The sequence below is a fragment of the Deinococcus piscis genome, from assembly GCF_014653275.1.
Lineage (GTDB): Bacteria > Deinococcota > Deinococci > Deinococcales > Deinococcaceae > Deinococcus > Deinococcus piscis.
The window spans coordinates 36,331-61,440 of the sequence record NZ_BNAL01000016.1 but is presented as its reverse complement, the minus strand read 5'-3'; the positions used below and the strand labels follow the sequence as shown (position 1 = coordinate 61,440).

At 64.2% G+C, this 25,110-nt stretch carries 25 protein-coding genes and 1 tRNA gene; 18 read left to right on the top strand and 8 right to left on the bottom strand.

Features of this window, described 5'->3' with window-relative positions; genetic code table 11:
* Window positions 1-148: transposase (locus IE158_RS13765; RefSeq protein WP_373295832.1), on the bottom strand; the 148-nt coding region annotated here is incomplete at its 3' end.
* A 193-nt stretch (window positions 149-341) separates the two neighbouring features.
* Between IE158_RS13765 and IE158_RS07520 the strand changes: the two genes are divergently transcribed.
* From IE158_RS07520 to IE158_RS07510, 3 genes are read left to right on the top strand one after another with little or no spacing between them, the layout of a single operon-like run.
* On the top strand, window positions 342-821 hold the full coding sequence (locus IE158_RS07520) for a hypothetical protein (RefSeq protein WP_189643040.1): 480 nt from the start codon (window positions 342-344) through the stop codon (window positions 819-821).
* Window positions 808-1,368, top strand: coding sequence for a hypothetical protein (locus IE158_RS07515; RefSeq protein ID WP_189643039.1), 561 nt, complete (start codon window positions 808-810; stop codon window positions 1,366-1,368). Before IE158_RS07520 ends, IE158_RS07515 begins: the two co-directional genes overlap by 14 nt.
* 42 nt (window positions 1,369-1,410) lie before the next feature.
* A complete protein-coding gene (locus IE158_RS07510; RefSeq protein ID WP_189643038.1) occupies window positions 1,411-1,995 on the top strand; it encodes a hypothetical protein in 585 nt (194 codons plus the stop codon).
* Here IE158_RS07510 and IE158_RS07505 read toward each other — a convergent pair.
* Window positions 1,992-2,366: a hypothetical protein gene (locus tag IE158_RS07505; RefSeq protein WP_189643037.1), complete on the bottom strand. Its 375-nt coding sequence runs from the start codon at window positions 2,364-2,366 to the stop codon at window positions 1,992-1,994. The two genes, IE158_RS07510 and IE158_RS07505, sit on opposite strands and share 4 nt — an antisense overlap.
* A gap of 370 nt (window positions 2,367-2,736) precedes the next feature.
* Window positions 2,737-2,991 carry a hypothetical protein gene (locus IE158_RS07500; protein ID WP_189643036.1) on the bottom strand — a complete coding sequence of 85 codons (255 nt, stop codon included), beginning with the start codon at window positions 2,989-2,991 and terminating at the stop codon, window positions 2,737-2,739.
* A gap of 200 nt (window positions 2,992-3,191) precedes the next feature.
* On the opposite strand from IE158_RS07500, the gene IE158_RS07495 reads away from it, so the two are divergent.
* Complete coding sequence (locus tag IE158_RS07495) at window positions 3,192-4,349, top strand: carbon-nitrogen hydrolase family protein (protein WP_189643035.1); 1,158 nt, start codon at window positions 3,192-3,194, stop codon at window positions 4,347-4,349.
* Window positions 4,350-4,371: 22 nt separating this feature from the next.
* Window positions 4,372-4,827: a DUF3995 domain-containing protein gene (locus IE158_RS07490; RefSeq protein WP_189643034.1), complete on the top strand. Its 456-nt coding sequence runs from the start codon at window positions 4,372-4,374 to the stop codon at window positions 4,825-4,827.
* Window positions 4,828-4,837: 10 nt separating this feature from the next.
* Here the strand turns inward: IE158_RS07490 and IE158_RS07485 are convergent, their stop codons facing one another.
* Window positions 4,838-5,974 (bottom strand): tetratricopeptide repeat protein, encoded by a 1,137-nt coding sequence (locus IE158_RS07485; RefSeq protein WP_189643033.1) that lies wholly within the window; start codon window positions 5,972-5,974, stop codon window positions 4,838-4,840.
* Window positions 5,975-6,067: 93 nt separating this feature from the next.
* Entirely contained in the window at window positions 6,068-7,975 is a 1,908-nt protein-coding gene (locus IE158_RS07480; RefSeq protein ID WP_189643032.1) for an AMP-binding protein, read from the bottom strand.
* Window positions 7,976-8,264: 289 nt separating this feature from the next.
* Between IE158_RS07480 and IE158_RS07475 the strand changes: the two genes are divergently transcribed.
* From IE158_RS07475 to secA, 3 genes are read left to right on the top strand one after another with little or no spacing between them, the layout of a single operon-like run.
* Complete coding sequence (locus IE158_RS07475) at window positions 8,265-9,092, top strand: type III pantothenate kinase (protein WP_189643031.1); 828 nt, start codon at window positions 8,265-8,267, stop codon at window positions 9,090-9,092.
* Window positions 9,089-10,006: an adenylyltransferase/cytidyltransferase family protein gene (locus IE158_RS07470; protein ID WP_013615100.1), complete on the top strand. Its 918-nt coding sequence runs from the start codon at window positions 9,089-9,091 to the stop codon at window positions 10,004-10,006. Before IE158_RS07475 ends, IE158_RS07470 begins: the two co-directional genes overlap by 4 nt.
* 59 nt (window positions 10,007-10,065) lie before the next feature.
* Window positions 10,066-12,675, top strand: a complete 2,610-nt coding sequence (gene secA / locus IE158_RS07465; RefSeq protein WP_189643030.1) for a preprotein translocase subunit SecA — start codon at window positions 10,066-10,068, stop codon at window positions 12,673-12,675.
* An 83-nt stretch (window positions 12,676-12,758) separates the two neighbouring features.
* Here secA and IE158_RS07460 read toward each other — a convergent pair whose 3' ends face one another.
* Window positions 12,759-14,375, bottom strand: coding sequence for a chloride channel protein (locus IE158_RS07460; protein ID WP_189643029.1), 1,617 nt, complete (start codon window positions 14,373-14,375; stop codon window positions 12,759-12,761).
* Window positions 14,376-14,512: 137 nt separating this feature from the next.
* Between IE158_RS07460 and IE158_RS07455 the strand changes: the two genes are divergently transcribed.
* On the top strand, window positions 14,513-14,905 hold the full coding sequence (locus IE158_RS07455) for an FtsB family cell division protein (protein ID WP_229838986.1): 393 nt from the start codon (window positions 14,513-14,515) through the stop codon (window positions 14,903-14,905).
* 114 nt (window positions 14,906-15,019) lie between these two features.
* Here IE158_RS07455 and IE158_RS07450 read toward each other — a convergent pair.
* Window positions 15,020-15,095: transfer RNA gene (locus IE158_RS07450), tRNA-Trp, on the bottom strand.
* A 214-nt stretch (window positions 15,096-15,309) separates the two neighbouring features.
* The gene (locus IE158_RS07445) at window positions 15,310-15,531 is read right to left on the bottom strand and encodes a hypothetical protein (protein WP_189643028.1); all 222 of its coding nucleotides are present in this window, start codon (window positions 15,529-15,531) and stop codon (window positions 15,310-15,312) included.
* 404 nt (window positions 15,532-15,935) lie between these two features.
* Here IE158_RS07445 and nth point away from each other — a divergent pair, with 404 nt between their 5' ends.
* The 9 genes from nth to IE158_RS07400 all read left to right on the top strand — a co-directional run bounded on the left by nth (window position 15,936) and on the right by IE158_RS07400 (window position 25,043).
* The gene (nth, locus tag IE158_RS07440; RefSeq protein ID WP_189643027.1) at window positions 15,936-16,613 is read left to right on the top strand and encodes an endonuclease III; all 678 of its coding nucleotides are present in this window, start codon (window positions 15,936-15,938) and stop codon (window positions 16,611-16,613) included.
* The gene (locus tag IE158_RS07435; protein WP_189643026.1) at window positions 16,613-17,863 is read left to right on the top strand and encodes an MFS transporter; all 1,251 of its coding nucleotides are present in this window, start codon (window positions 16,613-16,615) and stop codon (window positions 17,861-17,863) included. The genes nth and IE158_RS07435 overlap by 1 nt, the downstream gene beginning before the upstream one ends.
* Before the next feature lie 87 nt (window positions 17,864-17,950).
* Window positions 17,951-18,727: a zinc ribbon domain-containing protein gene (locus tag IE158_RS07430; RefSeq protein WP_189643025.1), complete on the top strand. Its 777-nt coding sequence runs from the start codon at window positions 17,951-17,953 to the stop codon at window positions 18,725-18,727.
* A gap of 86 nt (window positions 18,728-18,813) precedes the next feature.
* On the top strand, window positions 18,814-19,041 hold the full coding sequence (secG, locus tag IE158_RS07425; RefSeq protein ID WP_373295831.1) for a preprotein translocase subunit SecG: 228 nt from the start codon (window positions 18,814-18,816) through the stop codon (window positions 19,039-19,041).
* 240 nt (window positions 19,042-19,281) lie between these two features.
* Entirely contained in the window at window positions 19,282-20,358 is a 1,077-nt protein-coding gene (locus IE158_RS07420; protein ID WP_189643024.1) for an ABC transporter ATP-binding protein, read from the top strand.
* A gap of 248 nt (window positions 20,359-20,606) precedes the next feature.
* Entirely contained in the window at window positions 20,607-21,617 is a 1,011-nt protein-coding gene (locus tag IE158_RS07415) for an ABC transporter ATP-binding protein (protein WP_189643047.1), read from the top strand.
* A 69-nt stretch (window positions 21,618-21,686) separates the two neighbouring features.
* Window positions 21,687-22,118, top strand: coding sequence for a DUF805 domain-containing protein (locus IE158_RS07410; RefSeq protein WP_189643023.1), 432 nt, complete (start codon window positions 21,687-21,689; stop codon window positions 22,116-22,118).
* A gap of 112 nt (window positions 22,119-22,230) precedes the next feature.
* On the top strand, window positions 22,231-23,622 hold the full coding sequence (locus IE158_RS07405) for a hypothetical protein (RefSeq protein WP_229838985.1): 1,392 nt from the start codon (window positions 22,231-22,233) through the stop codon (window positions 23,620-23,622).
* A 68-nt stretch (window positions 23,623-23,690) separates the two neighbouring features.
* On the top strand, window positions 23,691-25,043 hold the full coding sequence (locus tag IE158_RS07400) for a hypothetical protein (protein WP_189643022.1): 1,353 nt from the start codon (window positions 23,691-23,693) through the stop codon (window positions 25,041-25,043).
* Window positions 25,044-25,110 lie beyond the last annotated feature (67 nt).

Genomic DNA, 25,110 nt, shown 5'->3' with positions numbered 1-25,110 from the left:
AACCATTGTGCAGTACATAGAAAATGGCGCAAAGGATCTCGTACATATCGACACTTCGGGGACGCCCTCCTGGTTTTTCCGGGGGCAACAGGGGCGCAATGCAGTTAAACTCTTGGTGGGTCAAGTCACTGGCGTATTGTTTTCTCACAAGAACAGCGGGCCAGAACTTGGCCCACTGTGCTACCCCGTCCCCTATGCTGACTTTTCAAACACGCTCTAAGAGTCCAAAGGATTTTCCCATCAGCTTGCGTTAACCCACGCTCGCTACTGTTGGCCGCAACTGCTCCCGCTCAGGCTGGGGCATTGGCGGCCTTGCTTGTTGTAGCTAGGGAGGTGCAGGCGTGAACAAACGAGTGTTGGGCATCGTGGCGCTGACATTGACGGGCTGTCAGCCACAAGTCTCGCAGGAAGTACAGACCCAAACGCTGCGGCTGGGCGAGTTGCAGATTCGGCTGGATGCGCCGCTGTGGGTGAGTCCGCAGGATTTTTACCCGTTGGGGGTGACTTACACCAATCTGGGCAGTGAGCCGCTCAACATAGGCGACCCCTTCGGCTGCAGGCTTATCTGGCGCGTGGTAGACGTGAAAACGGGCAAGGTGCCAGAACCAGAGCGGCAGACGAATTATGCCTGCACCACCGAAGCTCGTGCGCCCACCATACTCGGCGCTGGCGAAAGCCTTAGCGGGAGGCTGAGCGGCATTATTGACCGCTTTCCGAAGGGTGAGTACCGTTTGGGGGCAGAAACTTGGCAAGCCGTGGCGGGCAAGGATTGGCGGAAACTTAGCCCCAAACCGCAGGAAGTGCGCTTTGAAATCCGCTGACTGGCCCCCAACTTTGCTGAAAGCTTTTGGCCTGAGCGTGCTGGCGCTTATCGCCTACGTCGCCTTTTTTCTCTACGCCGCCGACCATTTCTGGGGTAACTCGGAAATCACCGTGACCTCAGAGCAGCAAGGCGGCTTGAGTGTGAGCCTGACGCATCCCACAGTGGTGAAGGGACGGGGCAGCCCCATGACCATGACGGTATCCAACCACACGTCCGAGCCTGTGACGGTTGCGGAGCCGTTTTTCTGCTTTTTCGGCAGCCCCAGCTTTATAGATTTACGCGAACAGATACAGCAAACAACGGACGTTCTGACGTGCCCAACGATAGGGATGCCACCCATCACCATTCCTGCGCGTAGTTCAAAGTCGGGGGAGGTGTGGCTGTCTACGGAAGGCTTACCCGCCGACACCTACAAGGTGACTTATGAGGTTCCGCTGAGCCGTTTAATAGACTGGGAAAGCCCGAGCGCCCGCTCTAGCGAAGTGAAAGTGACCTTAAATGTATCTACTGGGGTGCGCGTCGTTTCGTGGTGGCGGCTGTTTTGAGCACTTCGGTTCCCGCCGTCAACGTGCCGCAGGAGATGAATAATGGCCCCCGATGAGACCTACTGGCCGTCCACGACACGCCGCCGCTTTCTGCGTTTGCTGACTGGGCTGCTGGGGTTGGTGCTTGTCCTGTTCGGTTGTGGAGCGTTCTATTTCTACGCTTCTAGCCACTTCTGGGGCAATTCGGAAGTGACCATAACCTCGGAGCAGCGGGACGGCCTGAGTGTGAGCCTCATTTATCCAGCAGTGGTCAAGGGGCGGGGCGAGAAGGTCACGGCGACCGTGTTCAACCACACTTCTGACCTCATAACCATCATGGAGCCTCGCTTTTTCTGTGGCAGGCTGCCCGACTTTTACGACCGTAGCGGCAGACAGCGTGAAGCAGTCAGTACGGTATCCTGCGCGACTATCGCTTCTGTACCTGTTGCCCTTCCTGCACACGGGTCAAAGGTGATGGAGACAGGTTTGTATTTTGAGGGGCTACCTGCCGACACTTACAAAGCGGTTTACGATGTCTCGCTGACCCGTGTGAAAGGCGAAGCCAACGGTGCCGATGCCATTCACGACCAAGTTCCCCTGAAGGTCACCACCCAAATGCGCGTTGTCCCGTGGTGGCGGCTGTTCTAATCCCCGCAGCCAATCCGCCGCTGGGCTTCTTCCAGTGTGAAGGTGTACGGCGCCACGTCGGGGTGGTTGTTGTTCGGCTGATACGTCACGCTTTCGCCCGTCCACTGGGCCCCGCCGTCCCAATCCGCGCCAGGCCAGTATTCGCGCTCTAGCCTGCGCGCTGGCTGACCCGCGTAGCGCAGCACCAGCCAGCGCTCGGCGGTTGCGCCCTTTACGCTCATGCCGCCCACGCCTGCCAACTCGTAACCCTGCCAAGCGGCGGCCTCGGCAGGAGCGGGCCAGACCTGCTGGGTTTGCTGTTGGGCGGGAGCGCAGGCAGTGAGCAACAGCAGGGGCCAAAGGCAGCGTTTTTGAAGAGTGATTATTCGCATTTCAGTCTTTTGGCTTCCTCTAGAGTGAAGGTCTCAGGGGCTCTTTTGGGGATACCTTTGCTGGGGAAATAAGTCACCCCGTCTTGCTTCCACTCCACGCGCCCATTCCACTCTGGACCAGGCCAGTAGTCGCGCTCCAGCCGCCTCTTTGGGTTATCGCGGCAGCGTAACGTGAGCAGGTAGCCCTCCACGCCAGCATTGCTGAAATAGCCGCTCCAAACCTCCATCCCCACCACTTCATATCCCACCCAGGCAGGCGCAGAGGCGGGCGCAGGCCAGACGCGGGACTCCAGAGGGGGTGAATTGCAGCTCATGACGAACAGCGGAAGAAATAGGCTCAAATACAGCAAAGCCACCGTCCGCATACCCCTCAGCACTGAAGTTCCCTTTCCACTTCTGTCAGTGTAAAGGAGTGTTCCCTGACAGTCGCCCACCCAAAGCCGCTGGGAAAATAGGTCACCGCGTCGGCCGTCCAGACGACTTTCTCGCTGCCGCCAAAGCCGCCCGCGCCAGGCCAGTATTCGTGTACCAGCCGCCGCTCAGGGTTGTTCTGGCAACGCATGACCATGAATTCTTCGGGAGGGGGCAAGTCGCCCCAGCCGCCGCCCCGCCCAGGTCTGGACACTCCGGCCAGTTCGTACCCTTGCCACCCGCTGAGGTGCTTAGGCGGCGTCCTCTACTGTTTCTGGTCGGTTGCCGGGCCAGACAAAAAAGAGCATAGGCAGTGTCAGAGCACCCAAAATGAGGAGCACGGTCACGGCCAGGAGAAGGGGCAGTGGGAGTGGCAGGCGCACCCGCCCAGCGTAGCGCCGCTAGACTTCTGCTATGACCCGCTCCTTTCGCGCTGTTGCTGTGCAGCCACAGTGGCACGTGGACGACTTCATCATGCCCGCCGCTTTTCAGCGATGGATGCACACTCAGCTGCGGATGGCTCGCCCGCAGCTGGCGCAGGACCGGCCCAATTTGGTCGTACTGACCGAGCTGAACGGCCTGCCGCTCCTGCTGCTGGGCGGCGTGCGGGCCACGACGTTTAAGAGTGCAGCGCGGGAGCTAGTGCTGCGCCACTGGCCCGCTGTGCTGCGCCTCATGCTGACCGAGCGGGTGTCGGCGATTCGCGCCCTGCAACTGCATGTGGCCCAGGTGGCAGTGCCCCTCTACCTGAGTGTGTGCCGTGACCTGGCGCTCAGTTACGGCGTGTACCTCTGCTGTGGCTCGCTGCCGATGCCGCGCTACCGTCTGGAGGGCGGAGAGGTGCGCCGCGTTTCAGGCGTGCTGACCAATCAAGCGGTGATGTTTGGGCCAGATGGTCGCCTGATAGGCTGCGCCGACAAGGTCCATCTGACCCCGCCGGAGCAGGCGGGCGGCCTGGACCTGTCCCCTGGGCGGTTGGACGAACTGCGGGCGTTTCCTACGGCGGTGGGCGACCTGGGCGTGGCGATTTCGCTGGATGCTTTCCGCGCCGATGTGATTGACTGCCTGCGTGAGCAGGGCTGCACCGTGTTGCTGCAACCCGACGCCAACGGGATCTCCTGGACCGCCGACGAGGGCTTGCCGCCTGACCCGGCCCATGTTCGCCCCCAGCCGCTGGCCTGGCTGGAGTCAAGCTGGCAAGTCACGACTTCGGGGCAGATTCGCTACGCGGTGAACCCGATGGTGGTGGGCAACCTGCTGGACCTGACCTTTGATGGTCAGAGTGCGATTACCGGGCGGCTCCATGAAGGTGTGCTGCAAAGCTACGCGATGACGGAGCCTCGCGGCGGATTTTTGGCGCTGCTTCCCTGGGCGGCACAGGGAACGGATGAAGAGCTGCGTGAGGCGGGCCGGGTGCGGACGGCGGGGAGCGGACACCCGCTGGAAAACAGCTACCAGACTGGCGTGCTGACAGCCGACCTGGAACTGCCGCCGTCTGTGGTGCCAGAGCCGACGCCCACCGAGCACGAACGGGCGCTGCGGGCCTGGCTGGGGGAGCCTACACGGCGCTGAAGGTGGCCGCTAAAGTGGCCGCATGAACGTCCAGCGTTGGTTCGCTCTGGCGGCGGCTTTGGGCTGCTTGCACGCTGCCTTTAGCCTGCATTGGGCGCTGGGTGGGACCTGGCTGCTGGAGACGGTCAGTCCCGCCGCAGTCGAGGCAGTGCGCCAAAGTCCTCTGGGGGAAAGCGGAACCCTACTGGCCGTAGCCGCCTTCAAAGGAGCCGCTGCCCTGGTGCCGTGGGCAAGTGCGTGGGGGTGGCTGCCCTGGCCCCGCTTGTGGCGCGGCGTGGCCTGGATGGGCAGCGGATTTCTGGTGCTGTACGGCGCGGCTAATGCATTCGGCGCGGCAAGCATTTTACTGGGATACCAGCCGGGAGGCGGGGAAGCGGTGCCCCGCTCGGCCCTGCTCGGACACGCTCTGCTGTGGGACCCGTTGTTTGCGCTGTGGGGCGCGGCGCTTCTGCGTGCGCTGTGGCTGAGCCGCCCCTGACCTCAGCCCCTTACCAACGGCTGCCGCCATTGTTGCCGCCGCTGCTGTCCGAACTGCCGCTGCTCCACGAGTCGTCCCCGCCGCTGCTGAAGCTGGAAGGCTCGTCGCTGCGCTGGCGACTTTGGCGCTCGGCTTCGGCGCGGGCTTCCTCGGCGGCTTGGCGGGCCAGCTCCGCCTGATACCCCTGCCAGCTGGCATCACTCTGCGAGGCGGCCAGCAAGGCCCCGAATTGCCAGGCAATGTCTGGTGCAGCTGCGCCGCCCTGCTCCCAGTCGTTTACCTGCCCGCGCAGCTGGTAGAGCCGCTCCAATCGGCGCTTCAGCTCTGGCGTGTGCTCCGCTGCCAATGCTGTTTGGGTGGCGTAAATCTCGCGGTCCAGCTGCGCGTTGGCCTCAAAAATGGCCCGCTCGCGCTCGGCTTTGGCCTGCGCGGCGGCGCGCTGCCATGCAGCAAATCCCCACCAGCCCAGCGCCCCAGCTCCGGTGCCTACCCCAGCCCACAGCCACCAGGGCAACGGCCTGGGCGGTTCCAGCGCTGGGCTTTCCAGAGACATAGGCGAGGTGGGCCGTTCGTGCAGCAGGACTTCCAGCCGCCGCAGGGTGTCCGGGTGGGCAAATGCTTCTACGTCGCCGTATCTGCGGGCCCGGTCCAGCGCCGCTTGTGACGCGTCGTACTCGCCCAGGCTGACCAGCGCTAGCGCCTGCAAATAGTACGCTTTGGGGTCGTCGCCTTCCGCCAGCAGCACGTCGGCGATCAGCCGCAGCGCTGCCTCTGGGTCGCGCTGCATCACCCGGTCTATCTCGCGGGGTGACTCGTAAGGCACGCTGAGGTCTTCCTCCTCCCACTGCGGCAACGCCTGCGCCTGGGCCAGCACTTTGCGCGCTTCGGCCCAGCGGTCCTGGCGTGCCAAAATCCGCGCCAGGACCACGCGGGCCCGGGCCGAATCCGGGCGGGCCAGCGCCGCCCTACGGGCTGCCGCCTCGGCTTCGGGCAACTGGCCGCTGTCCATCAGGTCCAGCACTTCGTCTGGGGTGAGCAGGGTCAGGACTGGAGCCGTAAGCAGGGGAGAGCGGGCGGAGAACGCCGCCCGGTGGCCCTGGGCCTGACCTGGCAGCAGCGCCGCAAGGAGCAGCAGAAGTTTAAGCATGAGGGGAACCTCCGCCAGCAGGTACGCGGCCCCCCACCCTGAGGTTGCAGGTGTTGAGGTTATAGGTGCTGGAACCTCAACACCTCCCTGCCTTTAGCCCCGGATGGCGCTGAGGACTGCTGGAATCGCGTCCGGGTTCTCCAGGCTGCTCAGGTCGCCCTGCGCTTCGCCGCTGCCCAGCAGGTCGCGCAGCACCCGGCGCATGATCTTGCCGCTGCGGGTCCGGGGCACTGTATCCACCACAATCACGCGCCCTGGCCGCGCAATGGCCCCCACCTCGCGCACGATGGCTTCACTCAGTTCGTGTTCCAGCGCTGGCCCCCGCTGGGCGTCGCCGCGCGGCACCACGAAGGCCACCGGCAGCGTGCCCTTGAGCTCATCGTCCACGCCCACCACCGCCGCTTCGCTGACGGCGGGGTGGGTGATTAGCGCCGCTTCCAGCTCCATCGTCCCGATGCGGTGCCCGGCCACGTTGATCACGTCGTCCAGCCTACCCGTGACCCACAGCTGCCCATCAGCGTCGAACAGGGCGGCGTCGTGGGCGGCGTAGCGGCCCGGAAAGTCGCTCAGGTAGGTGCTTTCGTAGCGGGCGTGGTCGCCCCACACGGTGCGGGCCAGGCAGGGAAACGGCTCACTCAGCGTCAGGGCACCCAGTTCGCCAGCCTCCGCCGGGGTGCCATCTTCGCGCAGCACCTCGGCGCGGTAGCCGGGCAGCGGATGGCCGCAGCTGCCCGCCCGCGTGGGGGTCAGGCCCACCATTGAGCTGGCCCAAGCGGTGCCAGTTTCGGTCTGGCCGTAGGTGTTGTTTACAAACAGCCGCCCGCCGCCCAGCTGCTGCCGCGTCCAGTGGAAGGTTTCGGGGTCCAGTGGTTCGCCCACCAACGCGACCAATTCCAGTCGGCTCAGGTTGTATTTGGCTACCAGCTCGTCCCCGGCGCGGCGCATCATTCGCAGGGCGGTGGGGGCAGTAAAAATCTTGGTGACGCCGTAGCGCTGCATGATGTCGTAGGGCCGCCCGAAATCCGGCGTGTCAATACTGCCTTCGTACACCACATGGGTGGCCCCATGCGCTAGCCCGCCGACCAGAGCGAAGATGGGAAAGGTCAGCCAGCCTACGTCGGCGGTGCACCAGTACACGTCGCGCCCGTGCAGGTTCAGCGCCCATTTCACGTTGGCGTAGGCCCCCGTCAGGAACCCCAGGCCCGAATGCACCAGTCCTTTGGGCTTGGACGTGGTGCCCGAGGTGTAGATGATGAAGCCGGGGTCGTTGGCTTCCAGTTCGGCGGGCGCAGCGCGGCGCTCGGTGGCCTTCAGCAGCGCGTGAAAATCCAGCTCGCCGCTCCCCAGCGGGAAATCTGGGTCTATGCGCCGTGCCACGATCACCTGTGGGCGGGGCAGGCCGACCAGGGCTTCGTCCAGCGTGCCCTTGAGGTCCACTGTACGGCCCCGGCGCAGCGTGGCGTCGGTGCAGATCACCACTTTGGGGGCGGCGTCTTCCAGGCGGTCCCGCACAGCCCCGGCGCTGAAGCCTGCAAAAATCACCGAGTAAATCGCCCCGATACGGTAACAGGCATGAATCGCAATAAAGGCTTCGGGGGCGTTGGACATATACACCGCCACCCGGTCTCCCTTCTCCACCCCCAGGTCCTCCAGGGCCGCAGCGAAACGGGCCACGGCGTCGGTCAGGCGGCCATAGCTCCACTCTTCGCGCTGGCCGTCCTCGCGCTCATACAGCAGCGCGGTGCGCTCCGGTGGATGGCGGTCCAGGCAGTTCACGCTGACATTGCCAGTCGCCCCCGGAAAATAGCGGAAGTCCCCAAATGTTCCTTCCAGGCCCCGGTCTGGCGCCCGGAACCAGCTCAGTTCACCGGCCACCTTCAGCCAGTACGCTTCGGGGCTCAGGCTCAGCCACTCCTGGGCTTCCTCGGCGCTGTAGGGCGACTCCTGGGACAACAGGTCCGTCGGAGAAATCAGCGGCTGCTGCAAAAGGGAAAAATCCATGCTCATAAGACTCCTGACCGGGGCTGGGCGTTTCCTCAGCACGGAAAAAGACGGCCGCGCCCCGCAAATGAGAGAGGGAGTGGGTGGTAAGGAGAGCTAAATTGTAAATGTGCAGGCATCTTAGCCCAGGGTGCAGGCTTTTGTCACGCCAATTCCGTCTCTGGCATAGCAATTGTGCAGCGCGGGGCACTGCTGCGGTGCGCTGAGGGCAGGGGCAGGCCAGAGGGGATGGCGCTTGAGGGGGCACCCGAACGGGCCATTACTGGGCCGACGGGAGAACTGTTTTACAATGCGGCCCGTGACTTCCGCCGACGCCGCTGCGCAACCGCTTCTCGTGATTGATATCGGCAATACCAGCACGGTGCTGGGCCTGACTGACGGCCATAGAACCCTGCTGGATACCTGGCGGGTGCGGACCAACCGCGACCTGCTGCCCGATGACCTGGCCCGGCAGGTGCGGTCCCTGTTTGCCATGAGCGGGCGTGAGCTGCCTGCCCAGGCGGTGCTGAGCAGTGTGGCTCCGCCTGTCGGTGAGAACTACGTGCAGGCGCTCGAAAGCCGCTTTGGGATGCGCACTTTTTCGGTGAGCAGCGCCGCGCTGCCGCAGGTGAGCGTGGAGCTGGATGACCCCGCCGGGGTGGGGGCTGACCGCCTGTGCAACCTGTTCGGCGCTCAGCCTTATCTGGAGCGCGAGAACGCCGAGTACGCCATTGTGGTCGATTTCGGCACCTCCACCAACTTTGATGTGATCGGGCGCGGCCACCGCTTTCTGGGCGGCATGCTGGCGACTGGGGCGCAGGTGAGCGCCGACGCCCTGTTTGCCCGCGCCGCCAAGCTGCCGCGTATCGCGCTTCAGGCTCCGCCGCGCACCATCGGCAAGAATACGGTGCAGGCGCTGCAAGCGGGCCTGGTCTTCGGGTACGCCGAAATGGTGGACGGCCTGCTGCGCCGCACGCGCGCCGAGCTGGACGCGCCTGCCATCACCATCGCCACCGGGGGCTTTGCCAGCGTGCTACAGGGCATCTGCACCGAGGTGGATTTCTACGACGAGGGCCTGACCCTGCGCGGGCTGATCGAGTTGTGGGAGCAGCGGGAGCGGGGGCAGGGCCAGCCATGACGGCGGCGTCCACCCATGCGCTGTATATCGGCCGCTTTCAGCCGCCGCACCACGCACATGTCGCCTCGGCCTTGGCGGCGCTGGAACACGCGCCCCGGCTTACGCTGGGGCTGGGCAGCAGCAACCTGGCCCGCAGCATCAAGAACCCCTGGACGCCGCAGGAGCGCGAGCAGCTGTGGCGGCTGGCGCTGAGCGAAGTGGGCGCAGACCTGGGCCGGGTGCGCTTTTGCCCGCTGCCCGACCGCTTCGATGCTGCCGCCTGGGCCGCCGACGTGCGCGGCCTGTTCGCTCCTGGCGAGGGGGTCACGTTGGTGGGTTACGAGAAGGACGATTCCAGCGCCTACCTGCACTGGTTCCCCGACTGGGAGCGGCTGGTATTGCCGGAGCTGGAAGGCGGCTTGAGTGCCACCGAACTGCGCCGCGCCTACTTTCTGGACGGCCCCGACTCCGCGCTGCTGCCTCAGCACCTGCCGGCGGCCACGCTGCCCTGGCTGCGTGAGTGGGCACGGACCCCCGACTATGCCCGCCTCCGGGCCGAATGGCTGGCTGTGGACGCAGCCAAAGCGGAAGCCCCGGCGCAGGGCGTGCGCGAGCAGCTGTGGCTGTGGCTGGACGGCCCCGATATCTGCCTCCGGGTGCGCCCCGGCCCCATCGGTGCGGGCCTGTGGGAACTGCCGGGCGTGACCCTGCCGCCACAGGCAGAGGGCACGGGCACCCTGTACAGCGGTGGTGGCCGCACCCTGACCGGCGACACCTTCAGCTGGGTGCAGCCTGGTCCGCCCCCGCTGGAGCTGCAACCCGGACTGCAGCGGGTGCCGCTGGCGCAGGCGTTGGGCCAGCCGAGACGCTTCTACGCCGACCATGGCGTGATCGTGGGGAAAATGGCAGGGGGGACCAGCAGGCAGCGGAGCTAGCCGGTTCCCAGCCTCTCCGTGACAGATTCGCTTAACCTTGGGCGCGTATACTCGCCCTAATGTTCCGAGTACCCAAAGTTCTAGACAAACTCTTTGACAACAACCAGCGGGATGTGAATACCATCATCCGCACCGTGGTGCAGCCGGTGAACACGCTGGAAGAGGAAATGAAGGGCGTAGAAGACCTCGCCGGGGCCTTTATGCAGCTGCGCCGACGTGTGCAGGAAGGCGGCGAGACCCTGGACGACGTGATGGTCCCGGCCTTCGCCCTGATTCGTGAAGCGGGCCGCCGCAGCGTGGGCAAGCGCCACTACGACGTGCAGCTGATCGGCGGCACCGCGCTGCACCAGGGCCGCATTGCCGAGATGCGGACCGGCGAAGGCAAGACGCTGGTGGCGACGCTCGCACTGGCCCTCAACGCGCTGGAAGGCAAGGGCTGCCACCTGGTGACGGTGAACGACTACCTCGCCAAAGTGGGCATGGAAGAAATGAGCCTGCTGTACCGCACGCTGGGCCTCACCGTGGGGCTGGTCACCCGCGACATGCAGCCGCACCAGCGCCAGGCCGCGTATCAGGCCGACATCACCTACATCACCAACTCCGAGCTGGGCTTCGATTACCTGCGTGACAACATGGCCCAGAGCAAGGATTCGCTGGTGCTGCGCGCCGACCATCCGCTGCATTACGCCATCGTGGACGAGGTGGATAGCATCCTGATTGATGAGGCCCGCACCCCGCTGATTATCTCGGGAGCCGCCGAGAAAGCCACCGACCAGTACTACGTGATGAGCAAGCTGATTCGCCGCCTGCAAAAGGGCGAACCCGCCGAGCCGGGCGTCCGCGAAGATCCCACCGGCGACTACGTGATCGAGGAAAAGGGCAAGCAGGTGCACCTGACCGAGCAGGGCATCGACAAAATCGAGCGGCTGCTGGGCCTGGACGATCTGTACAGCCCCCAGAACATGGACAAGGCCCACATGATTCAGCAGGCCATCCGCGCTGCCGAGCTGTACCACCGCGAAAAGGATTACATCGTGAACGCCGAGGGCGAGGTCATCATCATCGACGAGTTCACGGGCCGCTCCATGCCGGGCCGCCGCTACGGCGAAGGCCTGCACCAGGCGATTGAGGCCAAAGAAGGCGTGAAAATCGAGAACGAGAACCAGACCCTCGCCACCGTGACCTACCAGAACTTCTTCCGCCTGTACGACAAGTTCGCGGGGATGACCGGTACGGCCAAGACCGAGGAAAAGGAATTCCTGGACATCTACGGTTCCGACGTATTGGTGATTCCCACCAACCGGGGGATTCAGCGTATTGACCTCAACGACCTGGTGTACCGCACCCGCAACGGCAAATACGACGCCGTGGTGCGCGAGGTGCAGGAGATTCACGCGACCGGCCGCCCCATCCTGATCGGCACCGCCAGCATCACCACTTCCGAGGAGATGAGCGCCAAGCTCCAGCAGGCCGGCATCCAGCATGCCGTGTTGAACGCCAAGTTCGAGGCGCAGGAGGCCAGCATCATCGCGCAGGCGGGCCGCTCGGGCACCGTCACCATCGCCACCAACATGGCCGGGCGCGGCACCGACATCATGCTGGGCGGCAACGACGAGTTCATGATTGGCGAGGCGCTGGAACAGAACTTCGGCGTGAGCCGCTACGCGCCCGAGGCCGAGGCGTTCATCAAGGCCGTGAGCCGGGGCAGCGACAACGTGTATGAACTGGGCGCGCAGATTCCCGGCGTGACCCGCGACTTTGTGGCGCAGGCGGTGCAGCTGCACGCCGACACCCTGGCCGACCGGGAAAAGGTGAAGGAGCTGGGCGGCCTGCACATCATCGGCACCGAGCGCCACGAGTCGCGCCGGATCGACAACCAGCTGCGCGGACGCGCCGGACGTCAGGGCGACCCCGGCTCCAGCCGCTTTTACCTGTCTTTCGACGATGACCTGATGCGGCTGTTCGCCAACGAGCGCATCACCGCCATGATGGACCGGGTGGGCTTCGACGACTCCGAAGCGATTGAGGCCAAGATGGTCACCGGCGCCATCGAAAAGGCGCAGTCGCGGGTGGAAGACCGTAACTTCGGTATTCGCAAGCAGCTGCTGGAGTTCGACAACGTGATGAGCAGCCAGCGCGAGACCATCTACGCGCAGCGCCGCGAAGTGCTGCTGGGCGAGGACGAGGAAGTGGAGCTGTCGGTGGAAGGCATGGTGGGCGACCACCTCGAACTGCTGCTGGACGAGTTCGCCCCGCCTGAGCAGGCCCCCGAAGAGTGGGACCTGGAGGGCCTGCGCGCTTCGGTGCTGGACGCCATTCCCCAGCTGGAAGGCTTTGATTTTGAGGGCCTGCGCTCGGCCAGCCCCGAGGAGATGGAGACCCGTCTGATTGCTGCCGCCGCCGATGCCCTAGACGCCCGCAAGGAAGAACTGAGCCCCACCATGATGAACAGCCTCTCGCGCTACGTGATGCTGCAAGTGGTGGATCAGAACTGGAAAGAGCACCTCTACAACATGGATGTGCTGCGCCAGGGCATCGGCCTGCGTGGCTACGGCCAGCGCGACCCCTTTACCGAGTACAAGTTCGAGGCCACCAATATGTTCAACGAGATGATTGATGGCCTCAAGGGCAGCGTGACCCAGCAAGTCTTCCGTATGCAGTTCGGATAAGGGCAGAAGGCAAAAAGAGGCAGGCGGGCAGCTTTTCCGCTCCCGCCTGCCTCTCTCTTTTGTCTTTATTTCAGCGCTCGTCTTTATTTCAGTTCGGGCAATTCAAGTAGCGCGTCCAGCGCGGTGTAAGCGTCAGGACGTGCCAGCAGCATCACCTCGTCGCCGCGTAGCAACCTCTGGCTGCGCCGGGGCAGCAGAATCTCGCCGTCGCGGACTAGGCCTACCACTTCCACGCTGGGCGGCAGGGCCAGTTGCCCCACCGCTACGCCGCCCCAGCTGCTCGGCACCGGGCGGCGGTACAGCTCGCGGTCCTGATACGGGTCTCCCTCGCCAGCTCCGGCCTGTGCGGGCCTGCGGCTCACCTCGGCCAGCACCAGTGCGGCGGCGTCGGCCTCTTCCGAGCGCTTGGAGCGGCCGGCCACCTGTGCGGGCAGCAGCCCAGTCTCGCCGCTGAGCATGTGGGCCAGCCCGGTGGCCAGCAGGGCGGCCGGCAGCGCTGCGTCACCGCCCCAGGCCATGACCAGCAAGGTGGCCGCCACTGGAATGTTGTGGGTCACGGTGATAAAGGCCGCGGCGCCGAGCAGTGTTCCCAGGGCCGGGTCGCCGCCCAGCATGCCGCTTAAGGCCGCACCCAGCAGCCCGCCGATGGCCGCACCCGGCAGCACCCCGGCGCCGAAGGCCAGCCCTGCGCCCAGGGTCAGCAGCAGCCAGCGCCAGCCGGCCGCTTCCAGAGCCGCGCCGTCCAGCATGCCGCTCAGGCCCAGGCCCAGCCAGCCGCTCCCGTCGCCCAGCATCTGCGGCCCGGCCAGCAGGACCAGGCCGGCACTCAGCGCACCGAACGCCGCGCCGGCCGCTACCCGCGCTGCCGCTGTGCGTGGTTGGGGCAGGCGGGTACTCAGGCGCAGGGCCAGCCACGCCGCTGCTGTGGCAGCCAGGGTCACGGCCAGCCCCGGCAGCAGGTCGCTCCAGCTCAGGCTTTCTAGGCTCGGGGGCACAAACAGGGGATGAAACCCGAAAAATAGACCGTAGACCGCGTAGCCAGTCACCGCTGCCAGCACGCAGGACATCAGCACTTCGTATTCAAACTCAAAGCGGCGGTAAAGCACTTCGGCCACCAGCACAGCGGCAGCCAGAGGAGCGTGCAGGACGGCCCCCAGGCCCGCTGCCGTGCCCGCCAGGACCAGCGAGCGGTGTTCGCTGGCGCTGAGTGGAGTCAGCAGGGCGAGCAAGCGGGTGCCCAGGCGGCCCAGCGCTGCAAAGGCGGCGTCGCGTCCCACCAGCAGGCCGCCCGCCGAAGCCAAAGCGGCGGCGCTGAGGCTCTGCACTTCACTGTCCAGGGCCCAGCGCTGATCCGCGTCGCTGCGCTTGCCCAGGCCAATGCGGACCATCTGATTGAGTGGCGTGCCGTCTCGGGGCATCAGCCACACGTACAGCGCCCCCAGCACGGGCAGCAGCAACAGCCCAAAGTTCTGCGGCGAGCTAAAGCTGATCATCAGTCCGCCCTCGCCGGGGGTGCCGGGTGGGGCGTAGCCAGTGATAGATGTGGCGGCGCGTCCCAGGGCCTCAAGCATTAGCCGCAGCGCTGCCGCCAGCAGCCCAGTCATTACTCCGCCTGCCACGCTGAGCAGCACCAGCCGCGCACTCTGCCAGCGGCGCAGCACGTTCTGTCGGCTGAACTGAGAGAGGACAGGCAAATGCATCTCCCTATGCTACGGCATGGACTCATGAGAGCAGGAAGGTTGTAGAGTCTGATAAAGCTTCTGTGGGCATAGTTGTCAGGGGAGGTCGGGATGCCGACGACATCACATCAGTGGACTTGCTATGCTGCGGGCCGACGATGAGCCCTACCGATTCCCCCACACCTGCTCCTGCCCGCCGACCTGTTCGGCTGGGCCGACTGTGGGCGCAGGTGGGCCGGATTCCCCTGATGGCGGTGATGCTCTCGGTGCTGTGTGGGCTAGGGATCGTGCAGACCTTGGTGCATATCGGCACGGGAGTGCAGCGCTCGGTGACCTGGCGTCAGGAGGCGCAGGCCACCCAGGCCGAAAATGCGCGGCTGCGCCAAGACATTCAGATTCTGAATGACGCCAAGGTTCAGCTGAATTCTCCGCAGTATCTGGAACAGTTGGCTCGCTGCTGGGGCTATGTGGGCCAGGGAGAAAAAGTGCTGGTGGTCGAAGACGCTCCAGCGACGGTGGGCAGCAACTGCGACGAATACCGCCTGCCCTGAGTGGCGCAGACCTGAGTCGGCGGAGCTTTGAGCGCGCAGAGGCTCAGAAGTCTCCCCAGGGCCGCCGCGCTCGACCAGACAGCAGAAATCCCCACCACTGGGGTGGGGATCATTTGGCGGGCCCTGAAGGACTTGAACCCTCGACCTACGGTTTTGGAGACCGCCGCTCTACCAACTGAGCTAAGAACCCGCGCTCTGGGTAAACCCAAAGGCTGAAACAGTTTAGCAGAGGGGATGGAAGCGTGCAAGAGCCTGCGCCATCAGGGAGGTTGCGCACCCTCCCATTCATCGTCCTAGGGCCATCGCCCCAGATTCATCGTCTCAGACTCATTAATTCTGATGACACCATTACGGCAGTCCGCCTCGGGAGGGTCACATATGGCCGCACCAGAGTTGGCTGCTGGCTAGAAAAATCCCCCACCCAGCAGCAGCCTCAGCGCCGCCAACCCAATCACGACAGCATTAAACGTGGTGGCTCCCCGGTCACGGGCCAGCACGCCCAGCAGCAGTCCCAGCAGGGCCGGAGGCAGCGTGGCGAACCAGTTCACCCAACCCAACAAGGGCAAAAATCCAGCAAACAGGCCCAGCAGACCCAGAATGCCCAGCAGGATCGAAGCAGTTCTCATGCCTTCTGATACGCGCTGACGGCATTTGAGGTTCCTGAGTTTTGAGGTCCTGAGTAGTGCTTGTTCTGAGAGGACTGAGGGCGGAGGCGGAGTGCAGGCCCAACACTGGCTTTTGGAGCGGAACCGCTGGTATGCACAGCACGAGTGACCTGTACAGCACGGGCGAAGCTGCACTGCAATGAGGGCAGCCTCGCTTGAGAATGTGTACGGTAACCTCCTGAACTATTGGCCAAAAAGAGGCATCACTCTGCCGTGAGAAGGGGAGTGCAGCATGGAGCATGGAGTGATCTGGGGTAGTTCTCGCCGGAGCAATTCATTTGGACTTGCAAAGCTGCGGTGCTGCACACTGCTCTAAGCCATTTGGCGCAGGGGAGGGTGCGGCCTGCCGGTGTAGCCTAAAGGGCGTGACCCAACCTTCCCGAACGTCCGTCCAGCGTCTGCCCGCTGGGGCCCGGCAGCGTGCTCCGCAGGTGCTGGTTTCATTGCGTGAGCTATACCCGGACGCCCGCACCGAGCTGGAATTCCGCACCCCTTTCGAGTTGCTGGTGGCGACGGTGCTGAGCGCCCAGGCGACGGACGTGAGTGTGAATGCGGCGACCCCGGCGCTGTTTGCCGCCTATCCTGACGCAGCAGCCATGAGCCTGGCAGAGCCGGAGGACATTGAGCCTTATATCCGGCGGATTGGGCTGTACCGGGCCAAGGCCAAGAATCTGGCGCGGCTGGCCCGGCAGCTGATGGAGCGGCATGGCGGCGAGGTGCCGGACGATTTTGACGCGGTGGTGGCGCTGGCAGGGGCGGGGCGCAAGACCGCCAACGTGGTCCTGAGCAATGCCTACGGGCGGCCCGCCATCGCTGTAGACACCCACGTGGGCCGCCTATCGCGCCGACTGGGCCTGAGCACGCAGCAAGACCCCGACAAAGTGGAGGTGGACCTCATGCGGCTCTTTCCCGAAGGCGACTGGATTTTCCTGCACCACGCGCTGATTCTGCACGGGCGGCGCATCTGCCTGGCCCGCAGGCCGCTGTGTGAGCAGTGCCTGATGGCAAGCTTCTGTCCCAAAGTAGGCGTAGACCCGCGCTGATGAGCCGCCCCCGCTACTCCCGGCAACTGTGGCTGTTCCTGGCAGCCAGTTTCTCCTTTGGGCTGTCGCAGGCGTTCGTGATGCTGTTCCTGAACTTCTATCTGCGGGCGCTGGGGCTGGGACCGGAGTGGCAGGGCATCATCAATGCGCTTCCGGCGCTGACACTGGCCGCGGTCAGCCTGCCGCTGGTGGTGCTGGCCCGGCGGCTGAGCAACGCACGGGTCATTCAGCTGGGTGCTGCGCTCAGTGTCCTGGGACTGACCCTGCTGGCACTGGCTCCCGGTGCGCTGCTGGCGGTGGCGGGGGCACTGCTTCAGGGCATGGGCAGCGCCGCGCTGGCCGTCTCTGGTGCCCCTTTTATGGCGAACAATTCCACCGAGAAGACCCGTGTGGGCCTCTTTACGCTGCAAAGTGCCTTGATGGTGGGCGCGGGCTTCGTGGGGAACCTGCTCGGGGGGCAGCTGCCGGGGCTCTATGCGGCCTGGACGGGCGTCGATCCCGGCAGTCTGGAAGCGCTACGCACCGCCATGCTGATGGCGGCGGCACTTCAGCTGCTGGGGGCTCTGCCCACCCTGGGCCTGCGCCCCAGCGGGAAGCCGTCGCAGCCGGGCCGCAGCGGGGCGCTCAGCATTCAGGACAAGCCCACCATGTTCCGCCTGGTGCTGCCCACCATGTTTGTGGGTCTGGGAGCAGGAGCCACCATTCCTTTTCTGAACGTGTATATCGAGGGGCGTTTTGGCATCAGTTATGCCAGCTTGGGGACACTGTTTGCCTGGACCAGTCTGGCGACGGCGGTCACCGTGCTCATTCAGCCCTGGCTGGTGCGGCGGCTGGGACAGCTGAGTGCCGTGCTGGCGGTGCAGGCATCCAGCTTGCCGTTTCTGGTGCTGCTGGGTTTTGCACCTTACCTCTGGATGGTCACCGTGGCCCTGTTCATGCGCGGAGCGCTGATGAACGCGACTGGGCCGGTCTACTCGTCCTACGCCATGTCGGTGCTGCCGGAAGCGGACCGGCCCATGTACTCGGCCACCAACACCATTCTCTGGAGCGGCAGCTGGGCGCTCGCCAGCCTCGGCTCTGGGGCGCTGCGGGCTTCCGGCTGGTTCGATTTCGGCACCAATTTCAATATCCTGTTCGCCTTTACCCTGCTGATGTATCTGTGCAACACCCTGGCCGTGTACTTGGGCGTGTATCTGCCGGACCGGCGCGGCGAGCTGCGGCGGCAGGACGCCGACTTGCCGTCTGGCTGAGCCGCCCACTGTACTGCCCACTGTGCCGGACGCTGCTTACGGAGGCCTGTTCAGGGCTGGCCGCGCTGGATGGTCTAGACTGGAACCATGACCGATGCCGCCGCTTCCGCCGAACCACAGGTCCAAACAGCCGCTTCCTCATCTGCTTCAGGCAGCCCCATGGAGCGGCTGTTTGAGATTCAGGACCTGGACCTGCAACTGGACAGCCTCAGTGCGCGTGAGGCCGAACTGCCGCAGGAGCTGGTGGACCTCCGCCGGGAGATGGATGACCTCAACAACCGCCTAGAAGACACCGAAATGGTGCTGGAGCGCGTAGAAGCCCAGACCCGCCAGTTGGACCTGGACCTGGGGACCACCCGTGAGCAGATGGAGCGCACCCGCGCCGAGCAGGACAAAAATGCCTTTGACGCCCGCGCTCAGGCGCAGTATGGCAGCCGCCTGCAACAGCTGACCGAGCGCGCCGAGGAAATGGAAGAAGACCTCGCTCCACTGCGTGAGCGCCAAAGCAGTCTGCTGGCCCAGTCCACTGAGCTGCGTGCCCAGCACCGTGCCCTGCGTCCCCGCCTGGGCGAACTGGAGCAGGCCGACGAGCAGCGTGTGACGGACCTACGCGCTTCGGGGCAGGAGATGCGTGAGCGCCGTGAAGCCCTACTGGGCACAGTAGACCCCCGCACCGCCCGCGAGTATGACGCCATTCGCCGCTCTAAAGGGGGTGTGGGCGTGGCGACCCTGACTGGGGGCCGCTGCTCGGCATGCAATGTCAGCCTGCCGGTCAATGTTCAGCAGCGTGTCTCAGCGGGCCAGGTGCCGCCGGTCAAGTGTCCTTCGTGTGGCCGCTTTTTGCTGAGCCGCGCTGAGGGCTAAGCTGCCCAGTCCCACTCCTTTTTCACCTGCGGCTGCTACTATGTAAGCAGTCGCCGCAAGGCTGAAGCTTTTTTCGAGGTACTTCCATGAACATTGTCCTGACCGTTTTCCTGATTCTGTACGCCCTGGTTGCTGTGGGCACCATCTTTTTCGTGCTGCTGCAAACGCCCAAGCAGGCTGGAATGTCGCCCAGCATGGCGTCGGGCGGCGACCTGTTCGGCGGACAAGGCGTCGAAGGTGGCCTGATTCGCACCTCGGCTATCCTCGGAGGGCTGTTTATGTTGCTGGCCCTACTGATCAATTACGTGTCCTGAGCCCTCTGCGCCTTGCTTTGTTCTACGGCCCCGCTAGCCATGCGCTATGCTGGGGCCGTCAAATTTTTTAAACCCGGAACTGCTAGCGCTGTCCCACCCCCCCAAACCGGGGCGGCGTCAATCAATTTCTTATGCCAGATCATGTATATCGGGGCCTCGTCGCTGTGGATAGCGCAGGCTTGGTCCTGAGAAATCTAAACCGTGTATGATGGCGGGCGTGTTCCGAAGTGGAGGAGAGAAATGACCCAACAGGGCGAAGTCCTGCTGGCCGTAAAAGGCCTCAAGACGTATTTTCATACCGACGAGGGTGTCGTCAAAAGCGTTGATGGAGTGACCTTCACGCTCAACAAAGGCGAGACCCTGGCCGTGGTGGGTGAGTCGGGCTCGGGCAAAAGTGTGACCAGCCTGAGCGTGATGCGCCTGATTCCCATGCCGCCGGGCGAGATTGCAGACGGCGAGATTCTGTTCAATGACCGCGGCACCGTCAAGGACCTGACCAAAGTGTCCGAAACCGAGATGCGGAGCATTCGCGGCAATGAAATTTCCATGATTTTTCAGGAGCCGATGACTTCGCTGAACCCGGTGTATACCGTGGGCGACCAGATTGCCGAAGCGGTTATGCTGCACCAGAACAAGAACGCCAAAGAAGCCCGCGAAGTCGCCATTGAGATGCTGAAGTTCGTGGGGATTCCTGCGCCGGACAAGCGGGTGGATGAGTACCCGCACCAGCTGTCGGGCGGGATGCGCCAGCGTGTGATGATTGCTATGGCGCTCTCGTGCAACCCGGCCCTCTTGATTGCTGACGAGCCGACCACCGCCCTTGACGTGACCATTCAGGCGCAGATTCTGGACCTGATGCGGAAGCTTCAGCAGGAAATCGGCATGTCTATCCTGTTCATCACCCACAACCTGGGCGTGGTGGCAGAGATGGCGGACCGCGTGGTGGTGATGTACGGTGGCCGCGTGATGGAAGAAGGCGACGTGATTGAGATTTTCAAAGCGCCCCGCCACCCCTACACCATGGGCCTGCTGAACTCGATCCCCCGTCCCCTGACCGCCGAGCAGGCCGCCGACAAGAAGAACCTGCGCCTGGAAGCGATTCCCGGCAACGTGGTCAACCCGCTGAACCTGCCGCCTGGCTGCGCCTTTGAGCCGCGCTGCAAGTTTGCGCTGCCCGCTTGCCGTGAAGTAGTGCCACCGCTGGAAGACACCGGCGGCGGTCACATGGCCCGCTGCATCCGCTGGCAGGAGTTTGAAGCGGTGCAGGAAGGTGGAGGCGACTACAACAGCCTGCACAGTCAGGAGGTGGCAAGGTGACCCGCATGGACAATGACACCCCACAGGGGCCCCAGACTGACGCGGCCACGCGGACTGGCGCAACCATCACTGAAATCATTCCTGGCCCGGCGGCCACACTGACGGTCAGTGACAACGTTTCTGCTTCCCAGACCACGGCACCAGCCCCAGTGTCAGCAGATGTCACTGCCTCAGCTGCTGGCGTGCAGCCCAGCGGGGCCATGCAGACCGTGATGATCGGAACTTCGGTGCAGACGGGTGAACCGGTGATGGCCGAAGTACCCGCCTTCACTGCGGCGGGAGAGCGCAGCGAACCGCTGCTGAGCGTCCGCAATCTGCAAAAGCACTTCCCGATCAAGGGTGGCTTCTTTGGGCGAACGGTCGGTTCGGTCAAGGCCGTTGATGGCGTGGATTTTGACCTGTTCCGGGGCGAAGTGGTGGGCCTGGTGGGCGAGTCGGGCTCCGGCAAGACCACTGTGGGCCGCACGCTGCTGCGTCTGGTGGAGCCAACGGGCGGCGACGTGATCTTCAAGGGCCAGGACGTGGTCAAGATGAACAAGCGCCAGCTGCGTGAAGTTCGGCGCGACATGCAGATCATCTTCCAGGACCCTTTTGCCAGCCTGGACCCCCGCATGACGGTGGAAGAGGTCATCGGTGAAGCGCTGGACATCCACAAGCTGCACCAGGGAGCCGAGCGCAAGCCCCGCGTGGCCGAGCTGCTCCAGCGCGTGGGCATTCGCCCAGAGCAAATGGTGCGCTACCCGCACGAGTTCTCGGGTGGTCAGCGTCAGCGTATCGGCATTGCCCGCGCCCTGGCTGTGAGTCCCGATTTCATCGTGGCCGACGAGCCGGTTTCGGCACTGGACGTGTCCATTCAGGCGCAAGTGGTCAACCTGCTCCAGGACTTGCAGCAGGAACTGGGCCTCACCGTGCTGTTTATCGCGCACGACCTGCTGGTGGTCGAGTACATCTGTGACCGCATCATCGTGATGTATCTGGGCAAGATCATGGAGATCGCGCCCAGCCACCAGCTGAACAATGACCCCCAGCACCCTTACACCGAGGCGCTGCTGTCGGCTGCTCCTGTGCCCGACCCCACCATCAAGCGTCAGCGCATCATTCTGGAAGGGGACATTCCCAGCCCTATCAACCCACCCAGTGGCTGTGTCTTCCGGACCCGCTGCCGCTACGCGATTCCTCAGTGCGCCGAGGTGGTGCCCGCACTGCGCGAAGTCAAGCCGGGTCAGTTCAAGGCCTGCATCCGCGACGATATTCTCTGAGTCACATTTTCTGATTCTGCGGTTCTGGCCCTCTGGCCGGGCCGCTTTTTTATGCCCATGAGGTGAACCATGTCCCCCCTGGCCTTGCTGAAACGCTCGCTGACCACCCACTATTTGAATTTCACGTCCAGAAGTGGGCGGCGGGAGTACACCTTTTTCGCCTTGCTGGTCTGGCTGTATCCCTTCCTCATGGTGGGAGTGGCGGCGCTGCTGCTTCCAGACTTACTGGCAAAGGAACAAGAACCGTACACGTTGCTAGAAAAGGGCTTCGTAGGTTTATTCATGCTGATTCTGTTTGGCCTGATTCCGCCGACCCTGGCTCTTCACGTGCGCAGGCTCCATGATCTGGGCAAAGGTGAACTGCTGTATATCGTCATTCTCCTTCTTTCCTTGATTCCGTTTCTGGGAGTGCTGATTCAGTTGCTGTTCACCATTTATCTGGCGCTGGCTCCTGGGCAGCCGGTGCCTAACCGCTGGGGCCCGCCCCCGCTTGAGCGCTGAGGCCTTTCTTGACGCTGGCTCATACTTAAGCTGACGCCTGCCTGAAGCAAAGTAAAAGTTCGGTGACGCGGGCTTTAACGGCGCTTTCCCCGCCAGGCGGCACAGTCAGCGCATGGACGCGAAAATGAGGCTGGGGGGAATGCTACTGCTGGGTGCGCTGGGAGCCGCTGGGTTGGGAATGCTGGCTGGACGCGGCCTAGAGGTGCCGGGCAGTGCCGCGCAGGCCCAGGCGGCCAGCTCAGCGGCAACGGGCGAGCAGGCGCAGTCCGCTGGCAGTGAGCTACGGCTGTACGGCAGCTTTGCCGAAGTGCGGACGCCCGTGACCACGGGTGAAACCCAGCTCAGCTACGCTTGGCCCGAAACGGCCTGGGAGGGGATGGTCCCTGGTTCGCTGGACCTGGAGGGACTCCCCTATACCCGCGCTGTACATGCCGTGGCTGCACCCTGGCTAGAGGGCTATGAGGGCCAGACGGTGACCCTACACGAAGAAGGCCGCGCCAGCCGGGTCACGCTGGTGCGCGCCCGCGACGGGCTAATTCGTGACCGCCGGGGAGATTACCGGCAAGTTCCCCTGGCACAGCTGGCGGTGCCTGACATGCCACCCCTGAACAGTCAGGGCCTGGAAAGCGGGGGCCAGACCACCACGACATTCGACCTGCCTGCGCCGGGAAGTGGCACGCTGGCTTACTTGACCCATGCGCTGCGCTGGGCCCCCCGCTACACCCTGACTTTGGGGCCCGAGGGGACACCGCCGCAGCTTTCGGCCCTGGCCGACCTGCACAACGGCAGCGACCTGGCCTATCAGGTGCAGAGCACCGAGCTGCTGGCGGGCGATGTGGGGCTAGAGCTGGGGCCGAGCACTCCTGTCATGGGCCACACGGCGCAGGCCACCTCCGCCGCTGCCGAAACAGGCAGGGCCGCTTACGATATTGCCGCGCTGGGCAGCTTGAACGGTATCTACCGCTATGCACTGGACCAGCCGTTTGAGTTGCCAGCAGGCAGCACCGTGACCCTGCCTTTCATGGAGCCGAAGCTGAGCAATTTTGAGAGCTACGCAGGCCTGAATACCGGCTTTAGCGGGCAAAGCAGCAAAGGCGTGCTGGGCCGCTTTTACCGCTTCAAGGCAGCGCAGGCCCTGCCAGGCGGCACGCTGACCGTGCGCGAGCAGGGCCGACTGGCGGGGCAGACCCGCGTGTCTGAGACGGCAGCTGGGCAGCCAGTGGAGTTCTCGCTGGGCCGCGATCCGGACCTAAGCTATGACCGCACAGTGAAGAAGGGCGACGTGGTGCCCGAAGGCAAGGCCAAACGCGTGACGTACACCGTCACTTACCGCCTGCGCAATGCCCGCCCGCAGCCAGTCCGTGCCGAAGTGACCGAGCAGGTTTACGGCGACACCAGGGTCAGTGGTGACGCCGAGCTGCAAGGAGGCCGGGTGCGCCTAGTGGCCGAAGTGCCCGCTGGGGGAGAGGTGACACGCACCTTTACGGTGAAGGTGTTGCAGTAAAGAGGTTCCAGCTTTGTCCGCAGGCTTTTCCTCATGGACCGTCAGGTGAGAAGTGCCACAGTAAAGCCATGAACAAAATGATGATTTCCCTCCTGGCGGTTCCCCTCCTGCTGGGTTCGGTGCAGGCTCAGACCGTTTCGCGTCCCGCTGCTTCCGCCCCAGCTGCTGAGCGCACCTTGCAGGCGGACCTGCGCCTATATGGGGACTTTGCTGAAGTCCGCCAGGCGGTGACCCCTCAGGACGGCACCCTCACCGTGGTCTGGCCCCAAAGTGCCTGGAGCGGTCTGATTCGTGACTCGCTGGACCTGGAGGGCCTCGCGTACACCCGCGCTGTACATGCAACCCAGGCGAGCTGGCTGGAAAACCTTGAAGGCCGTGAAGTGGTGTTGCACGAGCAAGGCAAAGCCCCGCAAACCGTGACCCTGGTACGTGCCCGTGATGTGCTGATTCAGGACGCTCAGGGCATGTACCGCCGGGTGGACCCCGCGCAGCTGGCTTTCCCCGCGCTGCCCCCCGAAAGTGGCTACGGCGCGCTGCCGGTCAGCACTTTCACCCTGGCGGCTCCTGCTGCTGGGCAAGGCACGCTGAGTTACCTGACCCGTTCTCTCAGCTGGACCCCGCGCTACACCCTGCGTGTAAATGGTGGCAAGCCGACACTGGAAGCCCTGGCCGACGTGAACAACGGCACCGAGCTGAGCTACAGCGTGGGCAAGACGGAGCTGCTGGCGGGGGATGTGAACCTGAATCCTGGCAACGGATATACCACGATAGGAGAGCCAGTGATGGCGTTTGATGTATCCAAGGTGACTGAGGCCCAATTTGCATCTCGCAATATTGCCCAGCAAGAGAGCCTGAACGGTATCTACCGCTATGCCCTGACCGAAGCCTTTACTCTGCCCGCGAGCAGCACCGTGACCCTGCCGTTCATGACCCCGGCGGTGAGCGAGTTTGAGGCGTACGCTGGCCTCAAGCGCGGCTTTTCTGAACAGAATGACCGGGGCGTGCTCAACCGGTACTACCGCTTCAAGGCGGACCGTGCGCTGCCCGGCGGCGGCCTGACAGTGCGTGAAGATGGCCGCGTGACCGGTCAGACCCGGGTGCAGGAGACGGCCCCCGGTCAGCCGGTGGACTTTGCGCTGGGCCGTGACCCGGATGTGACCTATGTGCGCTCGGTGAAGGCACTCAGCCGCACGTCCCGCAGCGCCGCATTTCAGGTGACCTACGCCCTGGAGAACAGCAAAAAGCAGCCCGTGAAGGTAGAAATCACCGAAAGCCTGTACAATGACCGCGCTGAGGTGAAGGCCGAAGGTGCTCTGGGCGCTGGCGTGCGGCGTGAAGGCAGCGATGTGAATCTGGCCCTGACCCTGCCCGCAGGCGGCAAGACTGAGCGCACCTTTACCGTGACCATTCCGCTGCAATGAGTCCCGCGCTCTGAACCGAGCAAATCCCAGGCCCCGCCCCCAGTGGAGCGGGGCCGCTTCGTGGGCG